The sequence below is a fragment of the Gimesia fumaroli genome, assembly GCF_007754425.1.
In the GTDB taxonomy this organism is placed as follows: Bacteria; Planctomycetota; Planctomycetia; order Planctomycetales; family Planctomycetaceae; genus Gimesia; species Gimesia fumaroli.
In genome coordinates this window covers 6963527-6989898 of record NZ_CP037452.1, presented here as the reverse complement: position 1 = coordinate 6989898, position 26372 = coordinate 6963527, and the positions used below count along the sequence as shown (strand labels likewise).

Here is a 26372-nt window from a genome sequence, read left to right as displayed (position 1 = left end):
AGAGAACTCCGATTATAGCATGGCTGGAAAACGGATTTCATTCAGAATCGAAGTATTTTTTGACGATCCAGTCAGGTTGGTGCTGGTCTGGTTTTCGCTTTCGCCCCGTTAAATCGATGTTTTCCGGCTTGGGATGATCAGATGTGAGCGGCTGCTTGTCGTCCGTTTTTTTCTGCCAGTCCTTCAACTGTGCCAGCATCTTCTGCACCCGCTCTTTTTGCCCCGGATTCTGGGACAGGTCCTGTAGTTCATGAGGATCTTCTTTAAGATCAAAGAGTTGCGTCTTATTGATTTGCGGATAGCGGATCAGTTTCCAGCGATCATCGCGAACCGCCCGCATCAAGTCTTCATAGGTCGTAAACAGCGAATCACGAACGCGGTCTGTTTTACCTCTCCAGATCGGTGCCAGATCTGAACCTTCGACTCCGGGGGGAACTGTGATATGGGTCAGATCACAAACCGTCGGAAAGATATCGTACAGATAAACCAGTGCATCAGTCGATTTGTTTTGCGGGATGCCGGGGCCTTTGAAAATCAACGGTGCCTTCATGCTGTGCTCGTACAGATTCTGTTTTCCGAGTAAACCATGACTGCCCAGCGCCAACCCATGATCGGAAGAGAACACGACAATCGTATTCTTGTCGAACCCTTTGTCTTTGAGTGTGTTCAAGATTCGCCCGATGTGTGAGTCCATGTCCGTGATCATGCCGTAATATTCTGCCAGCTGCTCGCGAATGATTTCCGGCTGTCGCGGCCAGCCCGTTAATGCTTCATCCCGGCCTGTCATCCAGCCGTTGTTAAACGGATGCTGAGGTTTGAAGTTTTTCGGTAGCGGCGGTTGTGCGTTTTGATAAGGCTTCATAGCTGAAGCAGGTGGCATACGAGGATCGTGAGGCGCTGTGAAAGCGACATAGGCATAGAAGGGTTTGTCTTTAGGCTGCTGCTTCAGGAAATCGACAGCCGCGTCAACGAATAATTCGCTCGAAAACTTGGCGCCCTGCCGTTTGTTCTGAAACTTTCCATTTTTCAAATCAACGACAGGAACTTTTAAGTGGTTCGACATGCCTCCGATAAAAGCAGCGGTGCCGGTTGTGAAACTCTTCTGGAATGAGTCACGCTGGTTGTGCCATTTCCCCGTTCCGAACGTGGTGTAACCTGCCTGCTTCAATAATTGAGGCAGTGTGATGACTCCCTTCAGATCCATGGGTACGTGATAGAGCGTGCGTCCACTGTTGAGCATCGCCCGGCTGGGTTGGCAGACGGCTCCATGAATCGACCCCATACAAAAGGCATTCCGAAAACTGAAACCGGTTTTCACCAGCGTATCCAGATTCGGCGTTTGAATATGGGGATTATCATAGGCGGCAATGGCGTCGGCCCGCTGGTCATCACTAAACAGAAACAGGATGTTAGGACGCGATTTGGTTTGCGTGTCTGCTTCACTTCGATTCAAAGGCAGGCAGAGCCCTGCTAAAACGAGTACTGCCAAAAACAGATTACGTCTCGATGTTGTCATAGTGTCTATTCCGGAAGGTTTGAGCGACGGCTGGATATATTTGAGGCTGTTTGAGACTGCGAAAAAGCCAGTCAACTTCAAATTCTAACATGGATGTCGGGCGAGTTCCTGCTAAATTCCTGTTCAATTGCGAAATCAGTCAATTTTGAAGAAGCGGCGGCCTTTCAGCTCGAAACGCGGTAGTGAGCCGGGAGGCACTGCAGTGACTTCAGCCTGAAAGTTCAAACGATCTTTAATCGCGCTGGTGACTTCTTTCACGAGTTGTTGCTGTTGTTCATCGGACGTAATGGATTCAATTGGCTCCAGTTCAATTTTCATATGCTGCATCGCACGAATCGTACGGACTTCGATACGATATTCTGCCAGCTGATCGAAGGTGCGGAGGATGGCTTCCAGACTGGAAGGAAAAACGTTATTGCCGCGAATGATGACCATGTCATCGGCGCGTCCCAAAATCCCTCCCTTCAGTCGCAGTAACGCGCGACCGGACGGGCAGGCATCAGTATCTTCACAAACCAGATCTCCGGTACGGTAACGAATCAGCGGTGAACCAATCCGTCCCAGGTTCGTGATGATTAACTCCCCCTGCTCTCCCCGTTCCACGGGCTCCAGCGTTTCCGGATTCACGATCTCGGCGATGCATTCCGTTTCAAGAATGTTCAAGCCTCCCGGATTTTCCAGTGGTTCAATTCCCAATGCACCAATTTCCGTCATGCCCCAATGATCAAAAACGCGTGCTCCCCAGGCCTGTCCAATCCGCAGCTTGGTCGCTTCGATATTTCCCCCCGGCTCTCCGGCCACGATCAAAGCCCGCACTCGACTACTGGCCAGATCGATGTTCTCTGCTTCAGCCACTTCGGCCAGTCGCAGCGCATAAGTCGGCGTACAGCAGACTGCGGTGATTTTGTTATCCAGAATCATGCGCAGCCGCGCTTCACTTCCCATGCCCCCCCCTGCCAGGCAGAAATTTCCCAGCCGCGTGGCACCTTCAAAGGCGGCCCAGAATCCAATAAAGGGGCCGAAGGAAAAGGGAAAGAAAACCCGGTCTTCCGGATAGAGGCCTACGATCCGATAAATTTGCGCCCAGCATTCGCCAAACCAGTCCCAGCTGGCTTTGGTATCCAGCCAGCGCATCGGGGAACCGGTGGTTCCTGATGTCTGGTGCATCCGCGTGTATTGTTCCAGCGGGTAGGTCAGGTTCGTTCCATAAGGGAGATGTGACGAATGGTCTTCCACCAGTTCGGATTTCGTCGTGATCGGCAATTTCTGCAGGTCGGACAGGCTTTGAATTGACTCAGCCGTCACACCTGCTGCCTGCCACTTGTTTTGCCAGAAAGGATTGGAAGCAGAGACCTCTTTCACAAGTTCTTGCAAACGTTGCAGTTGGCGTGCTTCGATTACTTCCCGACTCTGGTTTTCCGGCCGGTTTGGTGACTCATTCATAAAATTGCTTAATTGATTCATTCTGGGACATCAGTGAGGTTATTTCAAGATATCTCTTATTCTGCCGCAACTTGAATGAATTTCCAACCTAACGGGGATTCCCACAGAGAAAATAACTGTGGGAACTGTGTTTGAGCGACTTCTGGAACCAGTTGATAGTTAAAGGGTTATTGAAGTGAAACTATCTAACATGACCAATCCAACAAGCACTCAAGTCACGAAATGGCGAGGACGATGATATCGATACAGTGGGTTGTCCTGATTGACGAAAGAAATACGGTTCAGATGAGAATCAGGATCGCCTGATCATTGACGACAACATAAGAACTGACATCCGGAGACGAGAAATTTATGGTTGCGGACGGTAGTAAAGAGTTGAAACTGGGGTTCCTGACGACGATTGAATGCCCGGATGGCGCATTGATCGGGGGCTTACTGGTGACCAATCATTTTGGCAGGCCACTGGAATTTCAATGTACAACTCCAGTCAAGCCGAACCGGACGCAAGAGGTATTATACGGTCCCACGCTGGTTCCGTTTCTGCTGGGTGAAGTGATCGGCCGGACCCTGGTCGAGAAGATGAACGTTAAACCGAACCTGGTACTGGTTGAGCAGGAACAGGCGCTGGAGTTGCAGAATCATATTTCGATTCCCGTCGCGTTTCTATCGGATATCGAACAAATTTTTGATGAGAATGCCGACTTCATCTGTGAACAGGTCGGCCGGAACAGACTGCGCTTCGATGCAGGTCATCAAACGGGGAAAGCAGCCATTGAAAATACCAGCAAAAATATTCCCACCGACGCCGATTTGGGGGAACCTTTTGAGCGTGTGCGTGAAGCCTTAAATGAAGCGGTCAAAATGGGATCTTCCCGTTGACATTTTTCAAGCAGGCATGATGAATTAACTCAAAGGCACTTCGTTCATAATCAGGCGGATACGTGGAAGATTCAGGAATCCAATCAGACAACAATATTGAAACACGAAATGCGACCAGGCATACAGGCGGCCCTCATTTCCTTCCGCCGCCCGTCGTTCCGGATACCGTCCCGATCTCGCAAGGCGATCGAGAGTTTCTCCAGCAGCAAATTGGCAGTGATGCGATTCCCTTGACGGTCTCGGCCTCAGTCTTTGCCTCGGGTATGAATGGAGCGCTGACGCGCAAATTCAATCTGGAAACATCATCGGTTGGGCTATTGGACCGTGCCGGTTTACAACCGAAATGGAAGCCGACGCGGCCGCGTGTGAAGACCTTTGGCATGACCTTCCCCGATGGTCTGGAGTTCATGCCGACCAAGGAGGAAGATGAATCAGACACGGAATTGAAACAGATCAAAGGGCCGAAAGCGCCTGCCGCTGAGAATACAGAACACAAAAAGCCTACGCGGCTCAAACCACCCGCCAATGCATTATCGCTTGAAGACCGCCTGTTTTATTTACTGCAACCTCCTTTGCAATCCTGGCTCGCGGGTCAGGAACTGCTGATGCCGTTTGAACCGTTCCCATATCAATATGAGGGGATTGCCTGGCTGTTTTCACAAAAATCAGCGTTACTTGCCGATGAGATGGGGCTCGGCAAAACCATGCAGACTATCACAGGGGTCCGGCTGTTATTGCGCAGCGGTCAGGTCCGTCGCATCTTACTGGTCTGTCCCAAACCGCTGATTCCCAACTGGCAGCGTGAATTTAAATTCTGGGCAGAAGAACTGCCGGTGACTGTTGTGCAAGGTGATACGAATCGTCGAAAGATGATCTGGGAAATGCCGAATACTCCCATCCTGATTGCCAACTATGAATCGATGGCGCGTGACTTTGAAACGATGGGGGAAGAAAACATTCCCCGTTTTGATCTCGTGGTTCTTGATGAAGCGCAGCGGATCAAAAATCGGGATTCCCGTACCGCAGGGGTAGCACGCTCGATTCCTCGCAAACGCAGCTGGGCACTGACAGGCACCCCCATCGAAAATCGTCATGAAGAGATGGCATCGTTATTTGAATGGATGGAAATCATTCCCCCCCGAGGCACGCCTGATTTACGGCAGCTGCAGGCACTCTCCAAAGAGTTTATTCTCAGACGTACTAAAGATCTAGTGATGACTGACCTGCCACCCCGCCTGGACCGACCGGCTTATCTCGAACTGAATCCGGCGCAAAAACATGCATACGAGACCGCTGAGAAAGATGGGGTGATCCAGCTAAATGAAATGGGCGAATCGATTACGGTCCAGCATGTGTTCGAGCTGGTGCTGCGATTGAAGCAGATTACCAACTTTGACCCGGTAACAGGTGACAGCTCCAAGCTGGATCGACTGGAAGCAGACATGGAAGAAATTGCCGCCAGTGGAGGCAAGGCCATCTTATTCAGTCAATGGACGAAACCGCTGGACTTTATGGCCGAACGTTTGAAGCGTTTTGGAACTCTGGTTTATCACGGCGGCATTCCCACCAAACAGCGTGAACCGATTCTCGATCAATTCAAACACGACCCGAATTCACACCTGTTGTTGATGAGCTATGGAACCGGTGCCGTTGGTTTAAATCTGCAGTTTGCCGGCTATGTGTTTCTGTTTGATCGCTGGTGGAATCCTGCGATTGAAGATCAGGCCATCAACCGCGCCCACCGGATCGGACAGAAAACCCAAGTGATCGTCACGAAGTTCATCTGTAAAAATACCATTGAAGAACGTATCGACATGGTCTTGGAACAGAAACGGGAACTCTTCCGGTCCATCCTGGGTGACGGCGATACCACGTGCGAATCGCGCAGTCTGACGGCTGCGGAAATCTTCGGCTTATTCGACCTGAAGCAGAAAAAGGGAGACGTCACCAAAAAGATCGCTCCCCAGGTTTCAAAAAAACCAGCAGCTTGAAGCACTCACGATCAATTTGACGTTAGTGGGCTGGATGTCATGGCGCCCGTTTCGTCAGTGACGTTGATAAACCAGATTTTGGTTCCTTCCGGTGGTGCTGCGCCGGAGATCAAACTCCCCTTCACTTCTAATGGAATCGCGTGCCACTTTCGTTCGGGATTCGGCCCTTCGTCTGTGGTATATTGCAGAACGGCTGTTTTGATTTTGATCGGTCGCGCCAATTCAGCAGTCACCTGTTTCCCATTGATTTCTGGATTTTTGACAACAGGCAGCGGCGGCTTGTTCTGCAGTTTTTCATTAATGAATCGTTCAATTTCGACAGGAGCCCATCCCGCGGGGTGGCTATGACGCATTTTGACTTCGATGCGAATATTTCGCGGCGTCGTTTCTCCCACGGCTTCATAACTGCGCTGATACGCGCTTAACCAATATGCGAAATCATTGGTGCCGTTGACAAAGAAAATTGGCATCTGGACAGCGCACAGATAGTGCCCCGGATCATAAAGCTGCATCCAGCGCTTCGCATCTTCAGGAGGGAGTCGTGTGATCGATTTCTCAAAGACAGAATGATTATCGAGAAAACCGCAACCATAAACGGGAACAGCGGCTTTGAATCGATTATCCAGACCGGCGACGATACACGTCAGGTAGCCGCCCCACGAAATACCTGTGACAGCTGTTTTATCTTTGTTGACTTCGGGGAAAGAACGAATTAAAGAGTGCGCTAAAATTGCATTTGCAGGAGCATGATAACACCAGTGCTCCGACTGGTCGTCTTTGACGGCTTCGAACTTTTCGACGTGTGATTGATTCGGCCCCCCTTGGGGTAAGGGTATTCTATTTTCTCGTTTGTGCGGATTTTTGTCTTCTGATGGGCGAGTGCCAGCCAAGTCCATGGCAATGGCGGCGTAACCTTTTTTCGCCCATAGTTCAGCCCACTCTTTGAACGCAGTGCCTCCACCGCCGTGAATCAGTACGATTCCGGGGTACGGTCCCGGTTGAGATTCCTTCAACCCGAGTGTTTCAGGAGACGCATAATAGGCAAATACCTTTGTTGGTTTCCCACGATAGTTTAACCCCTGATAAACCAGTGATCGGACAGGCGATTTCTCATCGACCCACTCAAATTGCGGTGCCTGGCTGAGTGCCTTTAAATCCCAGGGCGTTGCCTCAGGCAGACGGGGATCTGGTTTGATCAGGTCGGCTGCGTGAAGTGAGCCGGAGATAAGCAGAGAGATTGTGAAGAGGAACAGCAGAATTCTGGAGCGTCGAATCAGATTCATAAAGTCACCATCGGCATTGCAAGGAAAAATTGGAATGAACGATGATTATCTGATATCGAAACAGGGTTCGCAATAGCGGGGATCAATTTGGCTCAGTCGAAACCTGTTTAAAATAACAGGCGGTAAAGCGCGGAACAGAAAATGATTCCAATCGTGATGACAGAACCCACAATACTGACACAAACCGCGGCAGTTCCTGCCTTGAACATGTTTTGAGATTCTTCAGGCAACTGCTTGCCGAGCAGATTCCAAATCGATTTTAAAACCTGGTTAAACATCTGAGCGCAAAGAACAGTTGTCATTGATAACACAATAATCGCCCAGTGCGTTGCCGAAAGCCCCAGCAGCATGGCGGTTGCTATGACAGCACTACCAGTAAAAAAATGGATAAAAAACGTACTGTCCAGGCGAATTCCGAATGCAATGCCTCGTTCGGCGTCGACCAGACGCTGTCTCCATTCCGGCCGTAGTTTGCTTGTAATTTCACGCCGTCCCGAGTCGGCACGGAATGTTTTAACCTGAGTATCTTGTGAATTGATCACGATCAAGATTCCTGTTATTGGGCTGCACTACTAAATAAGGAAGATAAATCAGATGGCCCTGTACCAAAATTTCCGAATCGAGGCATGATGGTTAAACCAATACCAGCGTTCCCGGTACTTTGGTCGTATGTCATTCCCAGACTCATGAGGAAGTCGGCACCTGTCCTGGTAATCGAGAGCGTTTGCCCGCGATTGATATTTTCGCCCAGGTCATATGCGGTACTGATGCCGGCACTCCATTTTTGACTCATTACATAACTTAGACTGGCAGATAAAATCTGACTATCGAGACCGCCCCCCCCTTTAATTTGCTGCATCGCCACATTCACCGACAAACGATTGGTTCGCTTGCTGGTCAGTGAGACGTCCCAAAGCTCCTGGCCACCGTCAAACAGATCGTAGTAGGCATTTGCAGCCAGGGTCGTCCGGTCACCAAGGAACCATTGGTAATGCCCGCCGAGTAGACCAAAGTCTTCACCAAAGTTATCACGTTGGGCATCAGGGAAGTAGGACGCTTCAAGGTCTAAGGTCATCCAGTCTTTAATGCGCTGTTGATCGGGAGGCCCCGATTTTGTTTGCAGACGATGACGCCAGGCCATGCGTAATACCTGTTGATCATCAACCATTTCATAGTAAGGGTCTGTCACACCGCGACCGGCACCGGTTCGCACAGCATAAAACCGAGGATCAAACTGAGGCGGTAAGACACCACCAAATGTATTGATCACCAATCGTTCGCGAAATCGTTCCTGTGCATTGTCATCAAATTCGTTGTACTGCGCGATATTACTCAAGTTCTCACTGGAATCGCTGAATGAGTAATCACCTTCCAGTGACATTTTATGCGCCAGGCCATTCAGATTAAAAAACGGACTGTATACATCGGCAAAAATGCGTTCAAACTGGATGCTGCCACGCAAACCTGCCGAGCCGTAGAGCCGGTCGATTGTCTGTTGTTGCAGCCCCTGCTCCCAATAGGCGGCTTCACCCATGACATAGGGTACCATTTTGAACGGTCCCAGATGGAACGGGGCTTCCAATTGGTTCCGCGTCATCGCCACCAGACCTTGAGAGTCAGCAATGAACGGCAGAGGCGTGAAGACATCCTGCTGCGGATTGTAAGGCGCCGCAGCAGGTTTTAATTTTCCATATCCAACAGAAGAGTGTGAGGTCCAGCTTAGCAAATTCCCGAACAACGGCTCTCCCAGCAGATACAGATCTGCTTTGGGTAGCCAGTCAGTTGTATCATTGAAATTATTCAACTTGGTCCTTCCAATCACTGACCAAGACCAGTTTTCCTGCTGCTGTTTCAGGTGCAGCAGTGTTTCGACATCTTTCGCCGAATCGAAATCCGATTCGAAATATTCTTCCTGAAAGTTTCGGTCCGAAATCAAGCCACCTTCGCCGGTCAACGTCATGCCAAACGGAGATTCTTGTCTGTGCTGCAAATTGATTAAATAACGATCTTTGGTTGATGGAACCAGGGCGCGACGGTCCAGACCCAGATTATCCGTACCGGAATCATGGATATAAAACATTTTCCCGCCGCCGTTGAAAACATTATCGAACCCAAGCAGATTTGAACCGTTATAGTTTCCTGATTGTCCGATACCAACTCCACGATACGAGTAGTAATCGACCTGGCCTTTCCATTCGGTTCCCGGTTGGCGTTCAAGACCGAGTAGCTTATACATATCCCATTCTGTTTCGACCTGGAAACCAAAGATGCGGTCGTTGCCAAAACGTAATCCAGAAATCGGAAAGTAAATGTCTTCCGCCGGACTGGTTACATAAGGCAGATAGAGCAGTGGAACATCCCCCACCAGGAATGTGTTATTGGAGCTTGAAATCCAGGCACGCTTATTGGGCACCGGTTGACCTGTCAGTGGATCCAGTTCCATAGAACCCGAACCGATCCAGGGCATTGTCTCGCGATCTTCAATAAAGATATCCGAAGATTGAATCCGGTAGCCGGGCTTTCCAAACTGGCTACCGGTAGCCCAGGCATTCTGTGCCAGATACGCGCCTTTGGAAAGCTGACGAATCTGGCTGGCACGTACCCGAATATTTTCCCCCAGTTCGGGAACATGCGTCTTCAGTTCTGCGTCCAGCATGACGCCCCGTCCTTCACGGGCATCATAAAAGGCGCGATTTGCCTTCAGATGATATGTCCCCTGACGAATTTCGATATTACCTTCCAGATAGATCTCGAACGGTGTTTCTTTTGACTGACGAATCTCTGAGTTAAAGTTCTGTGTATCGCGGCCGTCCGTCCAGATAATAATCCGGTCGGCTGACATGTCGACCATTCCCAGCCCATTCACACCATCGATCAATAAATTCACGCCCCCCGTAATCACCCAGATCTGTTCGGGAGGAACGGTGTGTGTTGAAGGGAAGCTCTGAACGTTATACGGAACGGCACTTCGGGGAAACAATCGAATTCTGCGAAAGCCAACATTCAGTTCCGGTTCCGGCATCGGCGCAAATTCCGGCCCTTCCAGAGGTGGCTTCTCGACAATAAACTGAGCACGCTTCAGTTGATGGTCATGGGGAACGCCACGCCGCTGGGTAGCCCGTTTCAACAAGGGATCATCATCGGAGGCAATATTAGCTGCGGAACGCCGGATCTTGGCTTTGACCCCGTTTTGAGTGACCAGATTGACCAGCAAGCTGTTTTCATTTTTTGACTCGCCGGGAAGATCAACCCGCACTTCGCCTTCGAGATAAACCGAAACACGATCTGTTTTTCTGGATTTACGATGCCAGATCACCATCTGCCGTGACCGCAAAACGGCATCGCCCTGCTGAATACGGCAATTGCCTTTCAGTATCGAGACTTTGACAAAATCTTCTTCCCACTGTTGAGAGTACTCGGCTGAGATTTCAATCGATTCTTCTTCAGAGGGTTCGTACTCGGATTCTTCATAAGAGGCTTTAGGAGCACCAAAAAAGCTGGTTTGTGCAGGCGCAATCGTGGCGGCTCCGCCGAGCATTGTAATGAAAACAAATGCTAGCCAGAGGATGTGCGAAACATACCGGTAAACGGAATTAATCTCGCCCGACACGGGCACTCCTGAAGTGATAACCGAGTAGGTCAATCTTCTGATGAAGGGGATGGTCTGGATTGAATACCCTGCTTTTGCCGGGACGACAAAAAACGCAGGATAACGGTTCGTGGTCAGCAGTCGCGAACTCCGTCTGCGGAACCAGGATAAATGGGCGCGGATTATAGGCTGATTTCCGAAAGAGTGTCAATAACAGTTGACCGGCAGATATGGTTCATAAAGGAGTTATAAACCACTACCCTGTCAATCTTTATGACGATCGACTTCAGGCCCGTTCGCTGCCGTCCTGAATTTGAAAAAACGAGCCGTTTGAGACCATCCATAAACGCTCAACAGCGCAATCGCCGGCACAAGCGGAGCCCGCATTCGCATGTTGGTCCAATAGAAGAGATGCACCAGCGTGAAACTAAAAAGCAACCAGATTAATGGCTCCCATTTTTTCTCTCTCTTCCAGATTACCAGAAAAAGGCCGCTCAGACAGCCAATGAGAATCGTTGTGTAATAACCGGCGATGCCCCAGCCGATTACTGAGTGAGAGGTAATGGTGGAACTCGTCAGAGGAGAAATATTCCAGAAACGTCTCAATCGCAGCAGGCAAGCCTTTACGAATAAATCGGTCTTTTCCGCAATATTGTGCTTTGCCCGCTGATACATCCAGCGATCTCGCTCCTGCTCTGTTTTGATCGGCGGATCTGCCTGCGCAATATCTTGTTCCAGGCCTTTTTGCCAGACATCCAGGCTTTTTCCTGACCAGACAGCGCCCCACGGTTGCTGGACGACTTCTTTGTAAAAGACCGGATTATTCCCCAGCAGCAAGGTATAGCCGCCATGCGTGGTCGACAGAATCGGAGACTGAAACACCAGCAGATTGCGCATGACCCAGGGAGAGACCGCCAGCATGATACCGGCTGCGAGGACAGCAAGTCGCTTCAGTTCGCTTTGTTCAATTAAAGCCGTTTTAAGGCTGCGAAAATGGAGTAACAACGTGCTGGCACAGCGGAAAACCAGCCAGATTCCGAAGAACGCCAGATAAGTCGGGCGGCACAGAATCGCCAATCCCCAGACAATGCCAGTCCAGAAAGTAAGCGGAATCCGTACCTGCGTCTCGGAAGACACCGGATCTGTTGAGAGACTGGTGACCAGCAGAAAGAGTAACAGACTCGTGAGAAATGCAGCGAGCACTTCCGTCATCGCATAGGTTGTATATTGCAGCAGAATCGGATCAGTGGCGACAATCGCTGCAGCCACCAGAGCCGCTCCTTCCATTTGAAGTGCTTTTCCCGCTTTCCAGGTAAACCAGACAGTGAGTATTCCCAGAATGATTTGCACAATGCCAACACCAACCGAACCTGCATTCAGAAAATAAATCACTGCTAACAGACACGGGTAAAGCGGAGGACGAAACGCAGTCGGACGAATTTCTGTTTCCTGCTCAGGATTGCTGGAAGAATACCCGTTTCCCGCAACCAGGTTTCGGGCAATCGCAATGTACGCATCCCGGTCTTGCCTTAGTTGATCGCTCTGCAGTACCACCATTGTCAGACGCAGACCGCCCGCCAGGATCAGCAGCAACAGCAGGGCAATACTTAAGAGTCCAGGTTTTGTCACAGACATCAATCCAAAGAGGCGTGAATGGCGGTTCCCGAGTCAGCCCGCTTGATTTTTACGTTTGCTTGGGCAGGTACTTCGCCCCCCAAAGCTTTGATAACAAGGCAGTTAACCGGTAGGAGACGGCATCAAGTATGCAGGTTTCGCACGTTAGAAACAAGGGGACACTCCCGACTTGAGATGGGGTTTTTATGAGATTTCTGACGGCTGTAGGGGCTGAGAGTGGGCGCGGCGCGGAATGATCCAGATATCTGGAAATATCGATGCTAATGGTTCTGAAGTATTCAGGTTGGAAAAAATCAACACGTTGCAAAAAACAATCACTTTATAATGAAATCATGGTTTCTGTGAGCTATAGTTCGACAAGAGTAGATGTGTTGCGTGAGCATCGGAAGCATTCCTGAGTCATTGCAACGGGCCGAATTTTAATCGTATTGCCTGGCAGGCAGCAGGAAATGGTCTCCCCCTATGAGTCGTCAACCGCAGAGCTGGCTGGAATCATGGGTGAACCTGCTCTATCAACTCCGCTGGGTCCTGCTGGTCGCTTTTCTGGTCCTGACTGGCTTCGCTTATTTTCCCGCTTCAAAGCTCACATTCGAGCAGTCAATCGAGTCACTCTACGCCAAAGATGACCAGCATCTACTCGATTACCTGGAAAGCAAAAAATTGTTTGGCGGCGATGAATTTGTCTTCGTTGCCTACACTGTGCCGAATCTGCTGAATCAGGAAGACACGAAAGAAGCCGTCAACAAACAGCCAGACGAGGCTGAAAAACAGAATCCTCTGGAAGAAGTCCGCAGCTTCTCTCAGGAACTCAGTCAAGTCCCGGGCATCAATGCGGATGTCACTCAGAATCTGGCAGATGCGCTCTCATCCTCTAAACTCAATCTGATTCTTAGGATTTTGATTCGCAGAAAGCGGGATGAGCTGATCGAACTCTCGCGCGGGGTGCTGATCGGCGATGACAATGAAACCACGGCAATCGTTCTGCGTCTACTTCCCGAAGATGAATCCCCCGTCCCGCGCAGTGAAACATTCAAACGCATTCGTAAACTTGCACATGCACATGATCCCCGCGCTTACGTCGTCGGTGAGCCAGTGCAGGTTTATGACATGTTCCGTTATGTGGAAGAAGACGGCGACGTTTTGTTTAAAGTGTCGCTCAGCCTGCTCGCCGTAGTGCTGCTGATTTTGTTTCGACGACTTCGCTGGGTCTTACTTCCGCTATTGGTCGTGATCTGTTCGATCTGGTGGACGGAAGCCGTTCTCGTCATCGGTAATTTACAGCTGAGCATGGTCAGCTCTATGCTGAATTCCCTGGTAACAATCATCGGCATCGCCACCGTCGCGCATGTGGCCGTTCATTTCCAGGCACTGCAGAGGCAGAATGTCCCGCGCCCGGATGCCATCCGGCAGACCATGGTCGAACTGTTACCTGCGATTTTCTGGACTTGTGCCACCACCGCTGCCGGATTCCTTTCGTTGCTGACCAGTGAAATTGCCCCCGTCCGAAGTTTCGGCATCATGATGGCACTGGGTACCCTGATGGTTTTGATCGCCTCTACTGTATTGTTACCCGGCGGCATCTCCCTGGGGTACCTGAGAGCCCCTTTGCAACATTCGTCCGATAAAGGCCTGGAGCGTTCTCTCAAAAAGGTATTTGAGATGAATGAACGTTATCCCAAACGGATTCTGTGGGGGACGCTTCTGTTTGTCCTGTTTTGCTCAGTAGGATTCACTCGGTTAACAATTGAAACCGATTTCAGTAAAAACTTTCGTGACTCCAGCGAGATCGTCAAGGCACTGGATTTCGTTGAAACCCGACTCGGCGGCGCATCCACCTGGGAAGTCAACTTCTCCGCACCTCCACGTCTAAATGAAGAATATCTGGATCGTGTGCGTGCTCTGGCCGAAGATCTGCGTCAGGTCAATCCTCCGAATAAAACACAATTGACAAAAGTGATCTCCATTACTGACACGCTCGATTTTGTGCCGAAAAAACCGTTCGCCTCCGATCCAATCCAGTCCAAGCTGGACATGATCAAAGACCTGCAGGCCGATTTTGAAAGCAGCCTTTATAATGCAAAACAGGGGCGGATGCGGATTGTCTTACGTGCCCTTGAACGACAGTCCGCCGAAGAGAAACTTTCGCTGATTCACAAAGTCGACGCCCTCGCAAAAAAACATTTCCCCGGTTCGGAAACGAAACAGGCTGACTCGAAAACGAAGTCCGTTCACGACAAACCAGGCAAGGCAGCTGGTATTTTTATTCTACTCGCTTATCTGATCGACAGCCTGCTGAAAGACCAGCTCTATAGCTTTCTGCTTGCCGCCACCAGCATCTGGTTAATTATGTCACTTGCTTTCCGTAGCTTGAAACTGGGACTGATTTCTATGGTCCCCAACCTGTTTCCTATTATCGTAGTCATTGGCGCCATGGGTTGGTGCGGACTGACTTTGAATATCGGCACCGCGATGATTGCCAGTGTTTCCATGGGGCTCACCACCGATTCCAGCATTCACTTTATCTCCAGCTTCTTAAGAAAACGCACGCGGGGTGCTACCACGGTTGATGCTCTCAGGACGACGCATCACAGTGTTGGCCGGGCTATTATTTATGCCACGAGTGCCCTGGTCGCGGGTTTCAGTGTACTCACCTTGTCACACTTCATACCCCTGATTTATTTCGGGGCGCTGGTGAGTGTCGCGATGATCGGCGGCGTGTTTGGCGATCTGGTCCTGATGCCGATACTACTGCGGATGACCTATCCCGACAAAGTGGAATCAGCTGCGTAATGGCAGTGGTTTGTATTTTCGCTGGTCCATACCCACGTAGCGTGAGAGAGGCTGATACAGATGATTATTCTCTGTCTGTTCAATGATGTGCGCAATCCAGCCAACTAAGCGTGAGACAGTAAAAATCGGCGTGAACAGTTCTGGTTCAAATCCCAGATAATGCAGTAGGCGGCTGGCGTGCCATTCGACGCGCGGATGAACTTTCTGAATTTTCCCCATCATGTCTTCAATGGTATCAGCGGCCGTTTCCATCTCTGACTGTCCCAATGCATTCGCTAATTGAGAACAGTAATCTTTTAAAACAGCCGACCGCGGATCTCGGGCTCTGTGGGAAGAACTTTCGAAGCCCAGTACGCGTTTGCCTTTGGTAATTTCCTGACAAACCCATTCTTCAGCATTGCCGGAGTACATCGCTTCCTGCAGCGCATCTAGAACCCCTGCTCCGGAACTGCAATGCAATTGACCGTTGATCGATCCGATGGCCGAGCAGATTGAGGAATAGAGCGGACTTCCCGTGGACGCTACCACACGTGCAGCGAAGGTAGAAGGTGCTAAGCCATAGTCCGCGTACATAATCAAAGCAGCGTTAAATGCTTCTTCTTCCAGCTGGGAAGGCTCGTCTCCCTTGAGCATATACCAGAAACTGCCTGCATAGGAATGATGAAAATTTGGCTCAATCGGCGTTGATCCATTAACCTGATGGTATCGGAACGAAATCAACTGAGGCAGCATCGCCAGCAGATATTGCGTATTCGAGACCTCCGACATGAACATGCCGTATTCCATTTGCGGATCAAAGTGCGCCAGCAGGCTCACTCCCGTGCGAATGACTTCCATGATATCGATGTGGGATGGAATCGCCTGGACGGCAGCGATGACGGGCTTGGGAAGAGAGCCACTTTCAACCAGCAGGGTTTGAAAATCAGCCAGTTGCTCATGACTGGGAAGCTCACCGTGCAATAGCAGGTAAGACACTTCGATAAACAATGCTTCCCGAGCTAACTCATCAATAGGATACCCTCGATAGGTCAATCCATCCTGAACCTGGGATATCTCAGTCTCTGTCGCAATAATCCCGGATAAGCCGGGGCGATAAGGGTGACGTTCCATGTCGGTAACCTTCCGCTCTTCCTGAATTGGTAAATTTAAGGCAGTCCATTCACTTGTGATTATAACCCAAATTCAAAACAGAATCGACATCCCCTGTGGGGCGATTTCTTGAAGATTAGGGAAATAATTTACAGGTACTGTTTCTTACTTGACGGATTCATTTTGAACTGAATCAGAAATGAGTTCCGAGCGCCCTGCTAATCTGCCTTCAGGAAGCGTCGTCTGTTAAGATCAGCCGCGCTGCTCCTGCATCAAGCAGTTTTTGCGCGGCTTGAATTCCAATTTCGGTCGCTTCATCAAATGTCCCACTGGCGGTCGCGGTAATCCGTTCTTGCCCGTCGCCACTTAAAACAACAGCTTCCAGTGTCAGCATATCGTCTTCGATGCGGGACAACGCACCAATGGGCGCATGGCAGCCAGCACGCAGGAACGCCAGCAGGCTTCGCTCGGCGGTGGTGGCGGCTTTGATCGACGGATCCGAAATCGCATTCAAGAGAGAAGCCGTTTCGCTGTCATCGGCGCGGCACTCGATTCCCAGCGCCCCCTGTCCAACGGCAGGATAAACTTCCGGCGGAGTCAGTAACAACGACGTACGCTGCTCCAGTAACTCCAGACGAACCATACCGGCTTCCGCCAGACAGAGCGCATCATATTCACCCGCATCCAGTTTTTTCAGGCGTGTTTCCACATTGCCGCGCACTTCCAGCATTTGCAGATCCGCACGCTGATTCAACATTTGGGCGCGTCGTCGTAGGCTGCCAGTTCCAATCCGGGCATCTTCAGGCAAATCAGAAATTTGCTCCACCGCTTCCGCACCTTGCGGAAAGATCAAGACGTCATACAGCGGGCCTCGTTCCGGTATGCCTGCAAGCTGTAAGCCGGGCGCCTGCTCGGTTGGTAGATCCTTCAAACTGTGAACGGCGAGATCGGCGCGGCCGTCAAGGACTGCTTTCTGAACTTCGCGCGTAAACACACCTAGCCCGCCGAATTCTGACAGCGGGGATGTCAGGTCTCGATCACCCTCTGAGGTAATATGCACAATTTCAATCGGGCGTTCGATCGATTTTGATTTCAACAGGTCCGCAACATAATAGGCTTGCCAGAGCGCCAGACGGCTGGCACGGGTCGCTATCCGCAGAGGACGTTGTTCAGACGTCTGATTCATCAATTACTTTCTAAAGACATTTTGTTTAATCTGCTCTGATGCAGCAGGTCAATTGGATTCCGGTGGTTTTTCCTGAGGTTCTTCCGGAATATCTGGTTGATCGGGCAGTGATTCTTCCGGACTGGTTTCCGTAGTCGCGTGCTCATCTTCAATCGTTGAGGTTTGCGTGGTCGGCTCTGGTGGCGCGATTTGCACTTTGAAGCCGGCCAGTTTACGATCACCCAACAAGCGTTTGCCCAGTTCTTCTCGCAACAGTTCATCGGTCACTTTCTGCTGAGGGGGCACCAGTACACCGCAGGAAAGGCAGAACTGAAATGCCTGATCAACGGTGATATTCAAGTCAACAATTTCACTCTTGGGAACACTCATGGTATAGCCGGTGACCGGCATGGGAGAGGTCGGAATCAGGATCGCCACCAACGGTTCGCCCGCTGTGACGGTCATCTCCAGCATACTGTCACCGGTTACAAAGCCCAGTGACCAAATTCCCCGCCGGGGATATTCCACCGCAACGACACGACTGTAATCAACGGTCCGCTCACTGAAGAAAAAGTCAGTCACCTGTTTCACAGACGAATAGACGTTACTCACCACCGGCAAACGGGCCAGTACACCTTGTTCGAATTTGAGCACCATCCAGGAACCGATGCGGGCCGTCACGAAACGTCCCAGAAAATACAACGCCACGATCGTTAACGCGACTGCCACTGCACTTAAATGAAACAGGCTTTTGAACCAGCGGGTCGTCGCCAGTTCCATATACAGGCCCATTGCCGTCGTGGGCATATCGGAGGCCCGAATGCGCTTGGCCACTTCGCGATAATCCGCGTAAGGCACTGCCCGATCCCCAAACGGAACCCAGGCATAAGGAATGATTTGATTGCGGTCGATCCCATTGACCCCGGCCTTTTTTTCAATTGCCTCGACCTGAGTGAGATGAGTTTTACTGATCAGATAATCGTCGCGACAATATTCCAGCGGCGGCAGATTATTCAATTCCACGAAATCATCCCGCGGTTCGGAATCATCGGTGAAGTAAGCGATGCAATACCGTACGGTAGTGGTAGTCGGGGCAATGATGTAGTCGTTGATGACCCCCAAAACCCAGATGACGATCACCAGTGTCAGAATGGGAGGCAGGCTGATGGCCAGTCCTCTCAGGAAAAAACGGTGGGTTGTGCCGATGGCTTTTTTCTCCGATTTAATGGCTGGGTTCTCATCCGGAGAGGGTATTGTACTCGAATCCATCGAAGTACTTGCCTTGTCTATTGTATCCACGAAAACGGCGGCCGTTTTCTGTGGAGATTCTATATGGTTAAATTACAAACCAGGCGCCCTGGCAATCACAGCAACATTGATTTCAGACGCACCTGCTTCAAGCAGCACGCGGGTCGCAGCATTGGCGGTTGATCCGGTCGTCATGACATCATCAACCAGTAAAACAGTTTGACCGGCCAACCGCTTGCGTCTGCGTATTACAAACGCGTCTCGCAGATTTTTTCTCCTGTTTGACGGCGTCAAACTGGTCTGAGCGGGAGTCCGTTTTCGTTTCGCGAGTATATTCCCGGAGTATTTTGCTTGCAAGCGGCCAGACAGGGCCTCTGCGATGATACTGGCCGGATTGTGCGTCCGGTGGAGACGCGATGTCCAGTGTAAGGGAACCGGAATCACCAGACTGCAGGCCAGTTTCTCGAAGGTTTCCTGATTCCGGTGGAACAGCAGGCTCCCCAGATCCCCTCCCAGATGAGCACCATGGTTTTGTTTCAAATTTAAGATGATTTCACGTAATGGCCCCTGATATTTCCCCAGCGCAACGGCACGATGAAACAAAAAACGCTCTGTTTTGCAATAAGCGCAGCCCAGAGAAGTGTCCAGATGAGGACCGACGGGAACACCACATCGCTCACACGCCTGCTCAACAACCGGCGCAATTTGTTCAATTTGAACGCCACAGTTCGTGCCCGAACAAATTCTGGTAAGCCCACACAATGAACAACGGGGAGGATACACAAAACCTCTCCCCGTTTTCAGCCAGCGTGTGGACAAACGCTGAATCGGTTGAATCCCCAAATATTTCATGATTTCACTAAAGTCACCTCTAGGATCACAGCTTATTTTCGGTATCCTCACATACTAAGTCAGAGATCTCCGGAAATACAGACCCAATGTACAGGCGCGGGTCGTTTTCTTTAAAACACTTGAGTTTGTCAGGAAATGTCATTGGGAGCCCAACACTCAGAAGTTGTCATCATCGGAGGGGGACTGGCCGGCCTGGCTTGTGCGGTGACTCTCGCGGACAGAGAGATCCCCGTTACCCTGTTTGAATCGCGCCCCCGACTGGGCGGCAGAGCCAGCTCCTTTGAAGACAAACAGTCACAACACCTGATCGACAACTGCCAGCACGTCAGTATGGGTTGCTGTCACGAGTTCAATCGTTTTTGTGAAACGGTCGGCATTGCCGATTCATTCCACAGAGAAAAACAGCTCTATTTCATCGGCCCTGAAACCCCCGGTTCGGTCTCGACCGAGCAGCCATTTAAAGTCAACCGTTTTGCCGCGAATCCCCTGCTGCCCGCGCCCTTGCATTTACTTCCGGCGTTTGGTGGTCTTTCTTACTTGTCCTGGCAGGAAAAAATCGGTCTCGCACGGGGCCTGAAACAACTGGCTCTGACCACGGTCGATGAACTGAACGAACCGACGATTGCCGCCTGGCTCGCCGAACAGGAACAGACCCAAAATACCATCGATCGTTTCTGGAATGTCGTGCTCGTCAGCGCGTTAAGCGAACGGCTCGACCGCATCAGCCTCTCGCATGCCCGCAAGGTCTTTGTTGATGGTTTTCTGCGTGCCCGCAACAATTGGAACGTCCTGATTCCCACGGTGCCTCTCGAACAATTGTACGGGGAAACCATTCTCAAACGGCTACAGGACCAGGATGCCATAGTCTACCTGCAAACCGGCGTGAGCCGAATCGAACTTGAAGACAACCGAGTCATCGGCGTTCAGTTGCGCGACGGGCGACAAATCGCCTGCGAACGGGCTGTGATCGCGGTACCCCATCAGCGGGTTCTGGAATTGCTGCCTGAATCATTTGAGGGGCATGATCACTTAGCGGGCATCGAGCAACTCGAAGCGGCCCCCATTACCAGCGTGCATCTCTGGTTTGATCGCGAGATCACCAAACTCCCGCATGCCGTCTTCGTGGACTGCCTGTCACAGTGGATGTTCAACCGCACGCGCATCATGCGGCAGTCGACTGAGCAAGGCTATTATTATCAGATCGTGATTTCCGCCAGTCATGACTTGACCGGACAAGCCAGACAGGGACGGACACAGGCCGACATCATCGACGCTGTAATAGAGGAACTGAGCCGGATCTGGCCTGAGACCAAACAGGCCCAGCTCAAACACAGTCGCATGGTCACCGAGCATCAGGCCGTCTTTTCCGTGACGCCCGGCGTCGAACAGCTGCGTCCTTCACAACGGACCGAAGTGGCAGGTTTATATCTCGCGGGAGACTGGACTTCTACCGGCTGGCCTGCCACGATGGAAGGCGCCGTGCGGAGTGGATTACAGGCGGCTGAGTTTCTGTTAAGTGACCTGGGACAGCCGGAATCGCTATTATTGACTCGGGAAAATACAAGTATTCTATCCAAAATTCTTTTCAGACTGTAAACTCTGACGCATGTATTTTCAGATCTTCTCATCCACGAATCAAACGAAGCAGCAAAAGCAGTCGGTGGCACATTTTCTGCGCATCATCTTTCTGCTGGTCGGGTTTACGATTTTTGGAACGGTCGGAATTCGCCTGATCGAAGGCGCTTCCTGGCTCGACAGTCTCTTTATGATCGTGATTACGGCAACGACTGTCGGTTATGAAGACCCTGTCAGCCTGTCGCATAACGGCAAGATATTTATCATTTTCTATCTCATGTTTGGTTTGGGAATTTTCACCTACAGTGTGTCCCAGCTCGGTCAGTGGATCGTTCGTCAACAAATGAGTTCAGTCCTGGAGAAACGACGAATGCAAAAAGCAATTTCAAACTTAGACAACCATTATATCGTGTGTGGCATTGGTCGTATGGGGGCATCGATCTGTGAATATCTTCACGAACGGGAAAAACCATTCGTCGTGATCGACAGTAATGAAGAGCATCTGCAGCTCGCCTGTGAAGACAAAGGCTGGTTCCATATTCATGGTGATGCCACCGATGACTTTGTTTTGAAGAGTGCCGGTATTGAAAACGCAAAAGCCCTCGCTGCCGCTTTACCCAGTGATGCAGATAATGTTTACGTCGTACTCACCGCACGCATGCTGAATCCCGAATTCCAGATCATCGCCCGTGCCAGTGATGATAAAGCCGGCGAAAAAATCAAACATGCCGGCGCGAACCGCGTTGTCAGTCCGTTTCGCAGTGGCGCCGTCAAGATCGCACGGTTCATGATTCACCCTGCCGTCGAAGATTTCGTCGAAGTCGCCAGCAAACATATCGGCGGTTTTCAGGTTGCTGATCTCCAGATTCATGAGGCCAATCCGTACTGCGGAAAAAAATTAAGTGAAACCGATTTCAGCACCAAAGGCATCATGATCGTCGGCATCTGCCGACCCGGACAGGCACCACAGATGCCGCCCCCCAGCACTTCGATCCTCAACGCCGGCGACAGTGTCTTCGCTCTCGGTTCGTCGGAAGCCGTTAATCAACTCATGGAAGAATTCAACGAATCCGAAGAAGTACCAGCATAAAGCCCCCTGCTCTCCCCATCAGACCCGAATGCAATCTGGCGATTGAAACGATAGGGGTAGGAAGGACCGGTTGCTTCCGGTCCCCCCTCCCTCCGAACCGGACGTGCGGTTCTCCCGCATCCGGCTCTCCGGTTGGTAGTTTTACCTCTGCGAGGATTGACTGGCCAGAACATGGGATTGTTTCAAGGAGAACAGTCCCTGTTCGGCAAAATAAGCATTGGGCCAGCGTAAATGATCGTGTCCTCGTCCGCGACCTTTGCCTTTACGACGTTTCCGAAGTATACTTCGCAGACGCATGCGAACCCACTGATCCAGGATGGTATACGTGGAAGGCTGGCAGTGTTGAAAATAATTGAACCAGCCACGTAGCGTCGGGTTGAGCTGTGCAATGATGCATTGAAGGCTATGCCCGTTCGTCCGCCTCGTCTTCTGCCGAATGGAGTCTTTGAATTTCTGGAGACTTTTCTTTCGAGGGAAGCGATAACGCCCCTGGAAAGTGTAACCCAGAAAATCGAAGCTCCCCTCGGCCATGTCGACGATGTGAGTCTTGTCCGGATGCAGCGTCAGGCCGGCTTCCGCCGTCCACTGCCGCACCATCTCCAAAGCTCGCTCGGCGTCTTCCCGAGTTCGACACAAAATCACGAAGTCGTCTGCGTAACGGACCATCTCAATTCCGGCTCCCGCCATCAAATGGTCGAGGGGATCGAGATAGATGTTGCTGAGCAACGGGCTGATCACCGCTCCCTGGGGGCTCCCACGATCGGGAGTCCATTCGGCAAGGTCATCTAGAATCTGTTGACGCAGAAACATCTCGATCAGCGTCAGCACCTGGCCGTCGCTGATTTTCTCCCGGACCCGATTCATCAACTTATCGTGGGGAATTGTGTCGAAATAGCTCTTCAAATCTGCATCCACCACATATGTGTAACCGCTTTCGAGCAGCGTATCGACACGCTGTAGCGCATCCTTACAGCCGCGCCCGGGACGGAAACCATAGCTTTGCTCGGCGAAATCCCGTTCGAAGATTGGTTCCAGCACTTGGCGTAATGCGGTCTGCACCACCCGATCCCGAGCTGTGGGAATCCCCAGAGGACGCAGTTCCCTGCTCCCCGGCTTGGGAATCCACTGTCGCCGGATTGCCTGCGGTTGGTAGTTTCCTTCCCGCAGTTGTTGCGACAGCTTTCTCAGGTTCGGGATCAATCGCTCGGCGAAGCGTTCGCAGCTGACGTGATCCACACCAGCTGCACCGCCGTTGGCGGCTACTCTACGAAACGCCTGATACAAATTTCGATCACGATCGACTTTATCGATCAGACTGAACCATTGGCCTCCTTTCACCCCCGTTTCGAGGGCCGTCAACATGCGGTCTGTCCAGACACATGGTTCTACCCAGTCCCAGCGGGACGAAGCTTCTCCGACTTGTTTAGCCGCAAACGGCACTCGCGTCGGTTTTTGTTCCCTGTTTCGGTTCATTCCACATCTACCTTCCTGCATCCCTTTGCTCCACGGGCGTTACCCCGCTTCTTCGCTAATATGGATGCTCTGACTCCTACCCAACTGGCTCTTCGTACCGGTCGGCTCCAGAGAATCCGGAATCCGGCACATGAACGCCATCCTTAAGATCGGGCAGGTCTCCCTGCTTCATCACATCAAACCTTCAGACCATTCCGTCTCCAACCACCCCTCGTTGCCCCCGGGACCGACCTGGTTTTGAACCACGGGGCTGACCGTCGCGGAACCGCTGGCAGCGGTCCCGCACCCACTCGGCAGAGTTTCGCACGACGTCACTTGGGCTTCGCCATTCCCTAGCTGGCTCACCACAACGAAAAGCCGAATCGAGTTCGTTATCCTACGGACTAGTCGTTCACATCCGGTTGCTCTCCACCTCCTCTCACGAGAACGCAGTTACCTTCTGTTACGAAGTTCAGGTCAAACTTCGGCAAGGACTTTCACTTCGCTGATTCAATGCGCTTGCAGGCGCACTAGGGGCGAGTCTATGTGCTCGCCCGCCTGGCGGGACTCAACTTTGTTTCAGGTTGTGAATGGAACCAGAAGAACCATTCGAAGTCGACACGAATACCACTTCAACCCTGCGGGTGGCCACACAGGGCCGCACCCTACTGCAACACACGTTGGAAGTGATTCTCTAAAAAGTACCAGCCAACTCAGTCTTCGTCGTCGGCACCTTCGTTTGCTTCGTGCATACCCAACTGCCCCATTTTGCGGTACAGGTTTGAACGATGCAGCCCCAGGCATTTGGCGGTTTCACTCATATTACCACCGACGCGTTTGATCGTGCGGCGAATGTATTCCTGCTGAAACCGGCGGGAGGCTTCTTTCAAACTCAGATCAGCCGACATATCGACAACGGAGTCACGGGCCGGGCTCAGGATAAATGCCAGATCTTCCACTTCCACACGATCGCCGGCACATAAAAACGCCACGCGTTCCATCAGATTGCGAAGCTCGCGCACATTGCCAGGCCAGAGATGCGCCTGCAATCGCTTTTTGGCTTCCGCAGAAATTTTCAACACACGACGGTTGGCCTGGGCACAAAACTGAGCGAGAAAAAACTCTGCCAGCAGAATCACATCTTCCGGCCGATCCCGTAAGGGCGGCAGTTCCAGCGTGACCACACTCAAGCGATAGTACAAATCCTCGCGAAACTTTTTATCACGCACCGCATCCGCCAGCTTCGCATTTGTGGCTGCCACCACCCGGACGTTGATCGGAATACTCTCCGAGCCTCCCACGCGGGTTATCACTTTCTGCTCCAGCACGCGCAACAGCTTCGCCTGTCCTCCGAGAGTCATATCGCCAATCTCATCCAGAAACAGCGTCCCCCCTTCGGCCAGTTCGAACTTGCCTGCTCGCGTTTCGTGGGCATCGGTGAACGAGCCTTTTTCGTGGCCGAACAGTTCACTTTCCAGTAAGGTTTCCGGCAACGCCGCACAGTTCACGGCGATAAAAGGCGTATTCGCCCGCGGCCCCTGATAATGCAGCGACTGACTGACGACTTCTTTCCCCGTGCCGCTTTCACCCAGAATCAGCACAGGCAAATCGGTGCCTGCCAACCGTTCGATTGTCGAACGCAATGCCTCGATTGCAGAACTCTTCCCGATGATCTGTACTTTCTCTTTCGCCTGTTCGGTCATCTGATCGCGGCTGCGGGAAAGCTGTTCGAGCTCACGCGTATTCTCCAGAGCCGTCGCTGCCTGTACCCCTAACTCTGCCAGACTTTGGGCATCGTCGTCGTCAAAGTCCGACTTCCCTTTTTCCTTATTCATCACCTCGAATGCGCCGATCAATTCACCGGCATTATTTTTTAACGGGACACACAACAGATTATGCGTCTTAAACCCACTTGATTTATCGACACTGGGATCAAACCGCTCATCGTTGTAAGCATCATCGACGCGAATCGTCTCGCCACTATGAATGACGTCGCCGACAATTCCCACATCATCGGGCAGACGCAGCGTGTTCCCTTCGACTCCGAGTGCCGGACAGGCAACGACCTGCTTGTGTTCCTGATCCCAGATGAAAATACTGGATCGGTCACTGTCCAGTAAGCGTGTCGCTTCTTTCGCGATCAACTCTAACAGGGGCTGTGTTTCACGGGCGGAGGAAAAGCTGGAGGCGATATGCAACGTCGTCTGCAGCCGATTAATACGTCGCAGATTCTTTTCGCGCTGCTCAACGACAGACAGTGCATAACCGAGTGCCCGCGCCGCAATCACTACATCACTAAGCGAATCAACGGTTAAATCCCGTCCTCCTACCAGCATCACGGTTCCAGGACATGTCTCTCCCAGAGGGGACGCCATATAAGACCAGTCCGCACGTTTCTCGTCGGGACACAGGCCCGCGGCATCACGATCTAATGCTTCCCCGCATAAGGCACCGGGAAAACTGCCGGCGGCATTTCGACCAAACTCAAACAGAGTTTCCCACTCGGGTGTCCGCTCGATCAGAGTGCACCACTGACAGGAAAGTTCTGTCGCCAGCTGGGGTAGGAACTGGCGGATAAAATCGCTGCCCGATTTCTGCCGCGTTGCTTCTTCCAGCAACCGGTCGCACATCTGCACCAGAGACGCTTCAGAATCATACCGGGAAAATAAAGGAAGCCGTTTCCATTCCAACCACTCTATCATCTCTGTTTCACTCACCTGGTACTCCCTTATTTATGAATCAAAAGAGCCTGATCGTGGATTTTCACCACAGGCT

The 26372-nt window shown here is 51.4% G+C and carries 18 protein-coding genes; 5 read left to right on the top strand and 13 right to left on the bottom strand.

From position 1 onward, the window contains the following. Window positions 1-37: 37 nt before the first annotated feature. Together Enr17x_RS26350 and Enr17x_RS26345 are read right to left on the bottom strand one after the other, a co-directional pair. The gene (locus tag Enr17x_RS26350; RefSeq protein ID WP_145312949.1) at window positions 38-1516 is read right to left on the bottom strand and encodes a sulfatase-like hydrolase/transferase; all 1479 of its coding nucleotides are present in this window, start codon (window positions 1514-1516) and stop codon (window positions 38-40) included. Between the two features lie 135 nt (window positions 1517-1651). Beyond that, the gene (locus tag Enr17x_RS26345; RefSeq protein ID WP_145312947.1) at window positions 1652-2959 is read right to left on the bottom strand and encodes a phenylacetate--CoA ligase family protein; all 1308 of its coding nucleotides are present in this window, start codon (window positions 2957-2959) and stop codon (window positions 1652-1654) included. A 351-nt stretch (window positions 2960-3310) separates the two neighbouring features. Here Enr17x_RS26345 and Enr17x_RS26340 point away from each other — a divergent pair, with 351 nt between their 5' ends. Beyond that, window positions 3311-3838 carry a hypothetical protein gene (locus Enr17x_RS26340; RefSeq protein ID WP_145312945.1) on the top strand — a complete coding sequence of 176 codons (528 nt, stop codon included), beginning with the start codon at window positions 3311-3313 and terminating at the stop codon, window positions 3836-3838. A gap of 62 nt (window positions 3839-3900) precedes the next feature. Further along, a complete protein-coding gene (locus tag Enr17x_RS26335) occupies window positions 3901-5829 on the top strand; it encodes a DEAD/DEAH box helicase (protein WP_145312943.1) in 1929 nt (642 codons plus the stop codon). Between the two features lie 11 nt (window positions 5830-5840). Here Enr17x_RS26335 and Enr17x_RS26330 read toward each other — a convergent pair whose 3' ends face one another. The 4 genes from Enr17x_RS26330 to Enr17x_RS26315 all read right to left on the bottom strand — a co-directional run bounded on the left by Enr17x_RS26330 (window position 5841) and on the right by Enr17x_RS26315 (window position 12330). After that, window positions 5841-7112 (bottom strand): alpha/beta hydrolase family protein, encoded by a 1272-nt coding sequence (locus Enr17x_RS26330; RefSeq protein WP_145312942.1) that lies wholly within the window; start codon window positions 7110-7112, stop codon window positions 5841-5843. Window positions 7113-7219: 107 nt separating this feature from the next. Then, window positions 7220-7654 carry a diacylglycerol kinase gene (locus Enr17x_RS26325; RefSeq protein ID WP_198000821.1) on the bottom strand — a complete coding sequence of 145 codons (435 nt, stop codon included), beginning with the start codon at window positions 7652-7654 and terminating at the stop codon, window positions 7220-7222. 14 nt (window positions 7655-7668) lie between these two features. Beyond that, window positions 7669-10722, bottom strand: a complete 3054-nt coding sequence (locus Enr17x_RS26320; protein WP_145312939.1) for an LPS-assembly protein LptD — start codon at window positions 10720-10722, stop codon at window positions 7669-7671. A gap of 243 nt (window positions 10723-10965) precedes the next feature. Then, window positions 10966-12330, bottom strand: coding sequence for a glycosyltransferase family 39 protein (locus Enr17x_RS26315; protein WP_198000820.1), 1365 nt, complete (start codon window positions 12328-12330; stop codon window positions 10966-10968). Between the two features lie 468 nt (window positions 12331-12798). Here Enr17x_RS26315 and Enr17x_RS26310 point away from each other — a divergent pair, with 468 nt between their 5' ends. Beyond that, a complete protein-coding gene (locus Enr17x_RS26310) occupies window positions 12799-15126 on the top strand; it encodes an efflux RND transporter permease subunit (protein WP_145312935.1) in 2328 nt (775 codons plus the stop codon). Here the strand turns inward: Enr17x_RS26310 and Enr17x_RS26305 are convergent. The 4 genes from Enr17x_RS26305 to Enr17x_RS26290 all read right to left on the bottom strand — a co-directional run bounded on the left by Enr17x_RS26305 (window position 15115) and on the right by Enr17x_RS26290 (window position 19480). Continuing rightward, the gene (locus tag Enr17x_RS26305) at window positions 15115-16236 is read right to left on the bottom strand and encodes a citrate/2-methylcitrate synthase (protein ID WP_145312933.1); all 1122 of its coding nucleotides are present in this window, start codon (window positions 16234-16236) and stop codon (window positions 15115-15117) included. The genes Enr17x_RS26310 and Enr17x_RS26305 overlap by 12 nt on opposite strands. 208 nt (window positions 16237-16444) lie before the next feature. After that, the gene (gene hemC / locus Enr17x_RS26300) at window positions 16445-17401 is read right to left on the bottom strand and encodes a hydroxymethylbilane synthase (RefSeq protein WP_145312931.1); all 957 of its coding nucleotides are present in this window, start codon (window positions 17399-17401) and stop codon (window positions 16445-16447) included. Window positions 17402-17449: 48 nt separating this feature from the next. After that, window positions 17450-18649: a DUF502 domain-containing protein gene (locus tag Enr17x_RS26295; RefSeq protein WP_145312929.1), complete on the bottom strand. Its 1200-nt coding sequence runs from the start codon at window positions 18647-18649 to the stop codon at window positions 17450-17452. A 72-nt stretch (window positions 18650-18721) separates the two neighbouring features. After that, window positions 18722-19480: a ComF family protein gene (locus Enr17x_RS26290; protein WP_145312928.1), complete on the bottom strand. Its 759-nt coding sequence runs from the start codon at window positions 19478-19480 to the stop codon at window positions 18722-18724. Between the two features lie 141 nt (window positions 19481-19621). Here Enr17x_RS26290 and hpnE point away from each other — a divergent pair, with 141 nt between their 5' ends. Then, window positions 19622-21076 (top strand): hydroxysqualene dehydroxylase HpnE, encoded by a 1455-nt coding sequence (gene hpnE / locus Enr17x_RS26285; protein ID WP_198000819.1) that lies wholly within the window; start codon window positions 19622-19624, stop codon window positions 21074-21076. A gap of 64 nt (window positions 21077-21140) precedes the next feature. Further along, a complete protein-coding gene (locus Enr17x_RS26280) occupies window positions 21141-22145 on the top strand; it encodes a potassium channel family protein (protein ID WP_198000818.1) in 1005 nt (334 codons plus the stop codon). Between the two features lie 141 nt (window positions 22146-22286). Here the strand turns inward: Enr17x_RS26280 and ltrA are convergent, their stop codons facing one another. The 3 genes from ltrA to Enr17x_RS26270 all read right to left on the bottom strand — a co-directional run bounded on the left by ltrA (window position 22287) and on the right by Enr17x_RS26270 (window position 26314). Further along, window positions 22287-23618 carry a group II intron reverse transcriptase/maturase gene (gene ltrA, locus Enr17x_RS26275; protein ID WP_198000725.1) on the bottom strand — a complete coding sequence of 444 codons (1332 nt, stop codon included), beginning with the start codon at window positions 23616-23618 and terminating at the stop codon, window positions 22287-22289. Window positions 23619-23789: 171 nt separating this feature from the next. After that, window positions 23790-23963 carry a hypothetical protein gene (locus tag Enr17x_RS29785; RefSeq protein WP_198000726.1) on the bottom strand — a complete coding sequence of 58 codons (174 nt, stop codon included), beginning with the start codon at window positions 23961-23963 and terminating at the stop codon, window positions 23790-23792. 347 nt (window positions 23964-24310) lie between these two features. Beyond that, entirely contained in the window at window positions 24311-26314 is a 2004-nt protein-coding gene (locus tag Enr17x_RS26270) for a sigma-54-dependent Fis family transcriptional regulator (protein WP_232100864.1), read from the bottom strand. Between the last annotated feature and the right edge of the window lie 58 nt (window positions 26315-26372).

What these genes read in the sequence shown, in the direction of transcription:
- Enr17x_RS26350 (WP_145312949.1), bottom strand. Translation starts at nt 1,516, where the DNA reads ATGACAACATCGAGACGTAATCTGTTTTTGGCAGTACTCGTTTTAGCA.
- Enr17x_RS26345 (WP_145312947.1), bottom strand. Translation starts at nt 2,959, where the DNA reads ATGAATGAGTCACCAAACCGGCCGGAAAACCAGAGTCGGGAAGTAATC.
- Enr17x_RS26340 (WP_145312945.1), top strand. Translation starts at nt 3,311, where the DNA reads ATGGTTGCGGACGGTAGTAAAGAGTTGAAACTGGGGTTCCTGACGACG.
- Enr17x_RS26330 (WP_145312942.1), bottom strand. Translation starts at nt 7,112, where the DNA reads ATGAATCTGATTCGACGCTCCAGAATTCTGCTGTTCCTCTTCACAATC.
- Enr17x_RS26310 (WP_145312935.1), top strand. Translation starts at nt 12,799, where the DNA reads ATGAGTCGTCAACCGCAGAGCTGGCTGGAATCATGGGTGAACCTGCTC.
- Enr17x_RS26305 (WP_145312933.1), bottom strand. Translation starts at nt 16,236, where the DNA reads ATGGAACGTCACCCTTATCGCCCCGGCTTATCCGGGATTATTGCGACA.
- hemC (WP_145312931.1), bottom strand. Translation starts at nt 17,401, where the DNA reads ATGAATCAGACGTCTGAACAACGTCCTCTGCGGATAGCGACCCGTGCC.
- Enr17x_RS26295 (WP_145312929.1), bottom strand. Translation starts at nt 18,649, where the DNA reads ATGGATTCGAGTACAATACCCTCTCCGGATGAGAACCCAGCCATTAAA.
- Enr17x_RS26290 (WP_145312928.1), bottom strand. Translation starts at nt 19,480, where the DNA reads ATGAAATATTTGGGGATTCAACCGATTCAGCGTTTGTCCACACGCTGG.
- ltrA (WP_198000725.1), bottom strand. Translation starts at nt 23,618, where the DNA reads ATGAACCGAAACAGGGAACAAAAACCGACGCGAGTGCCGTTTGCGGCT.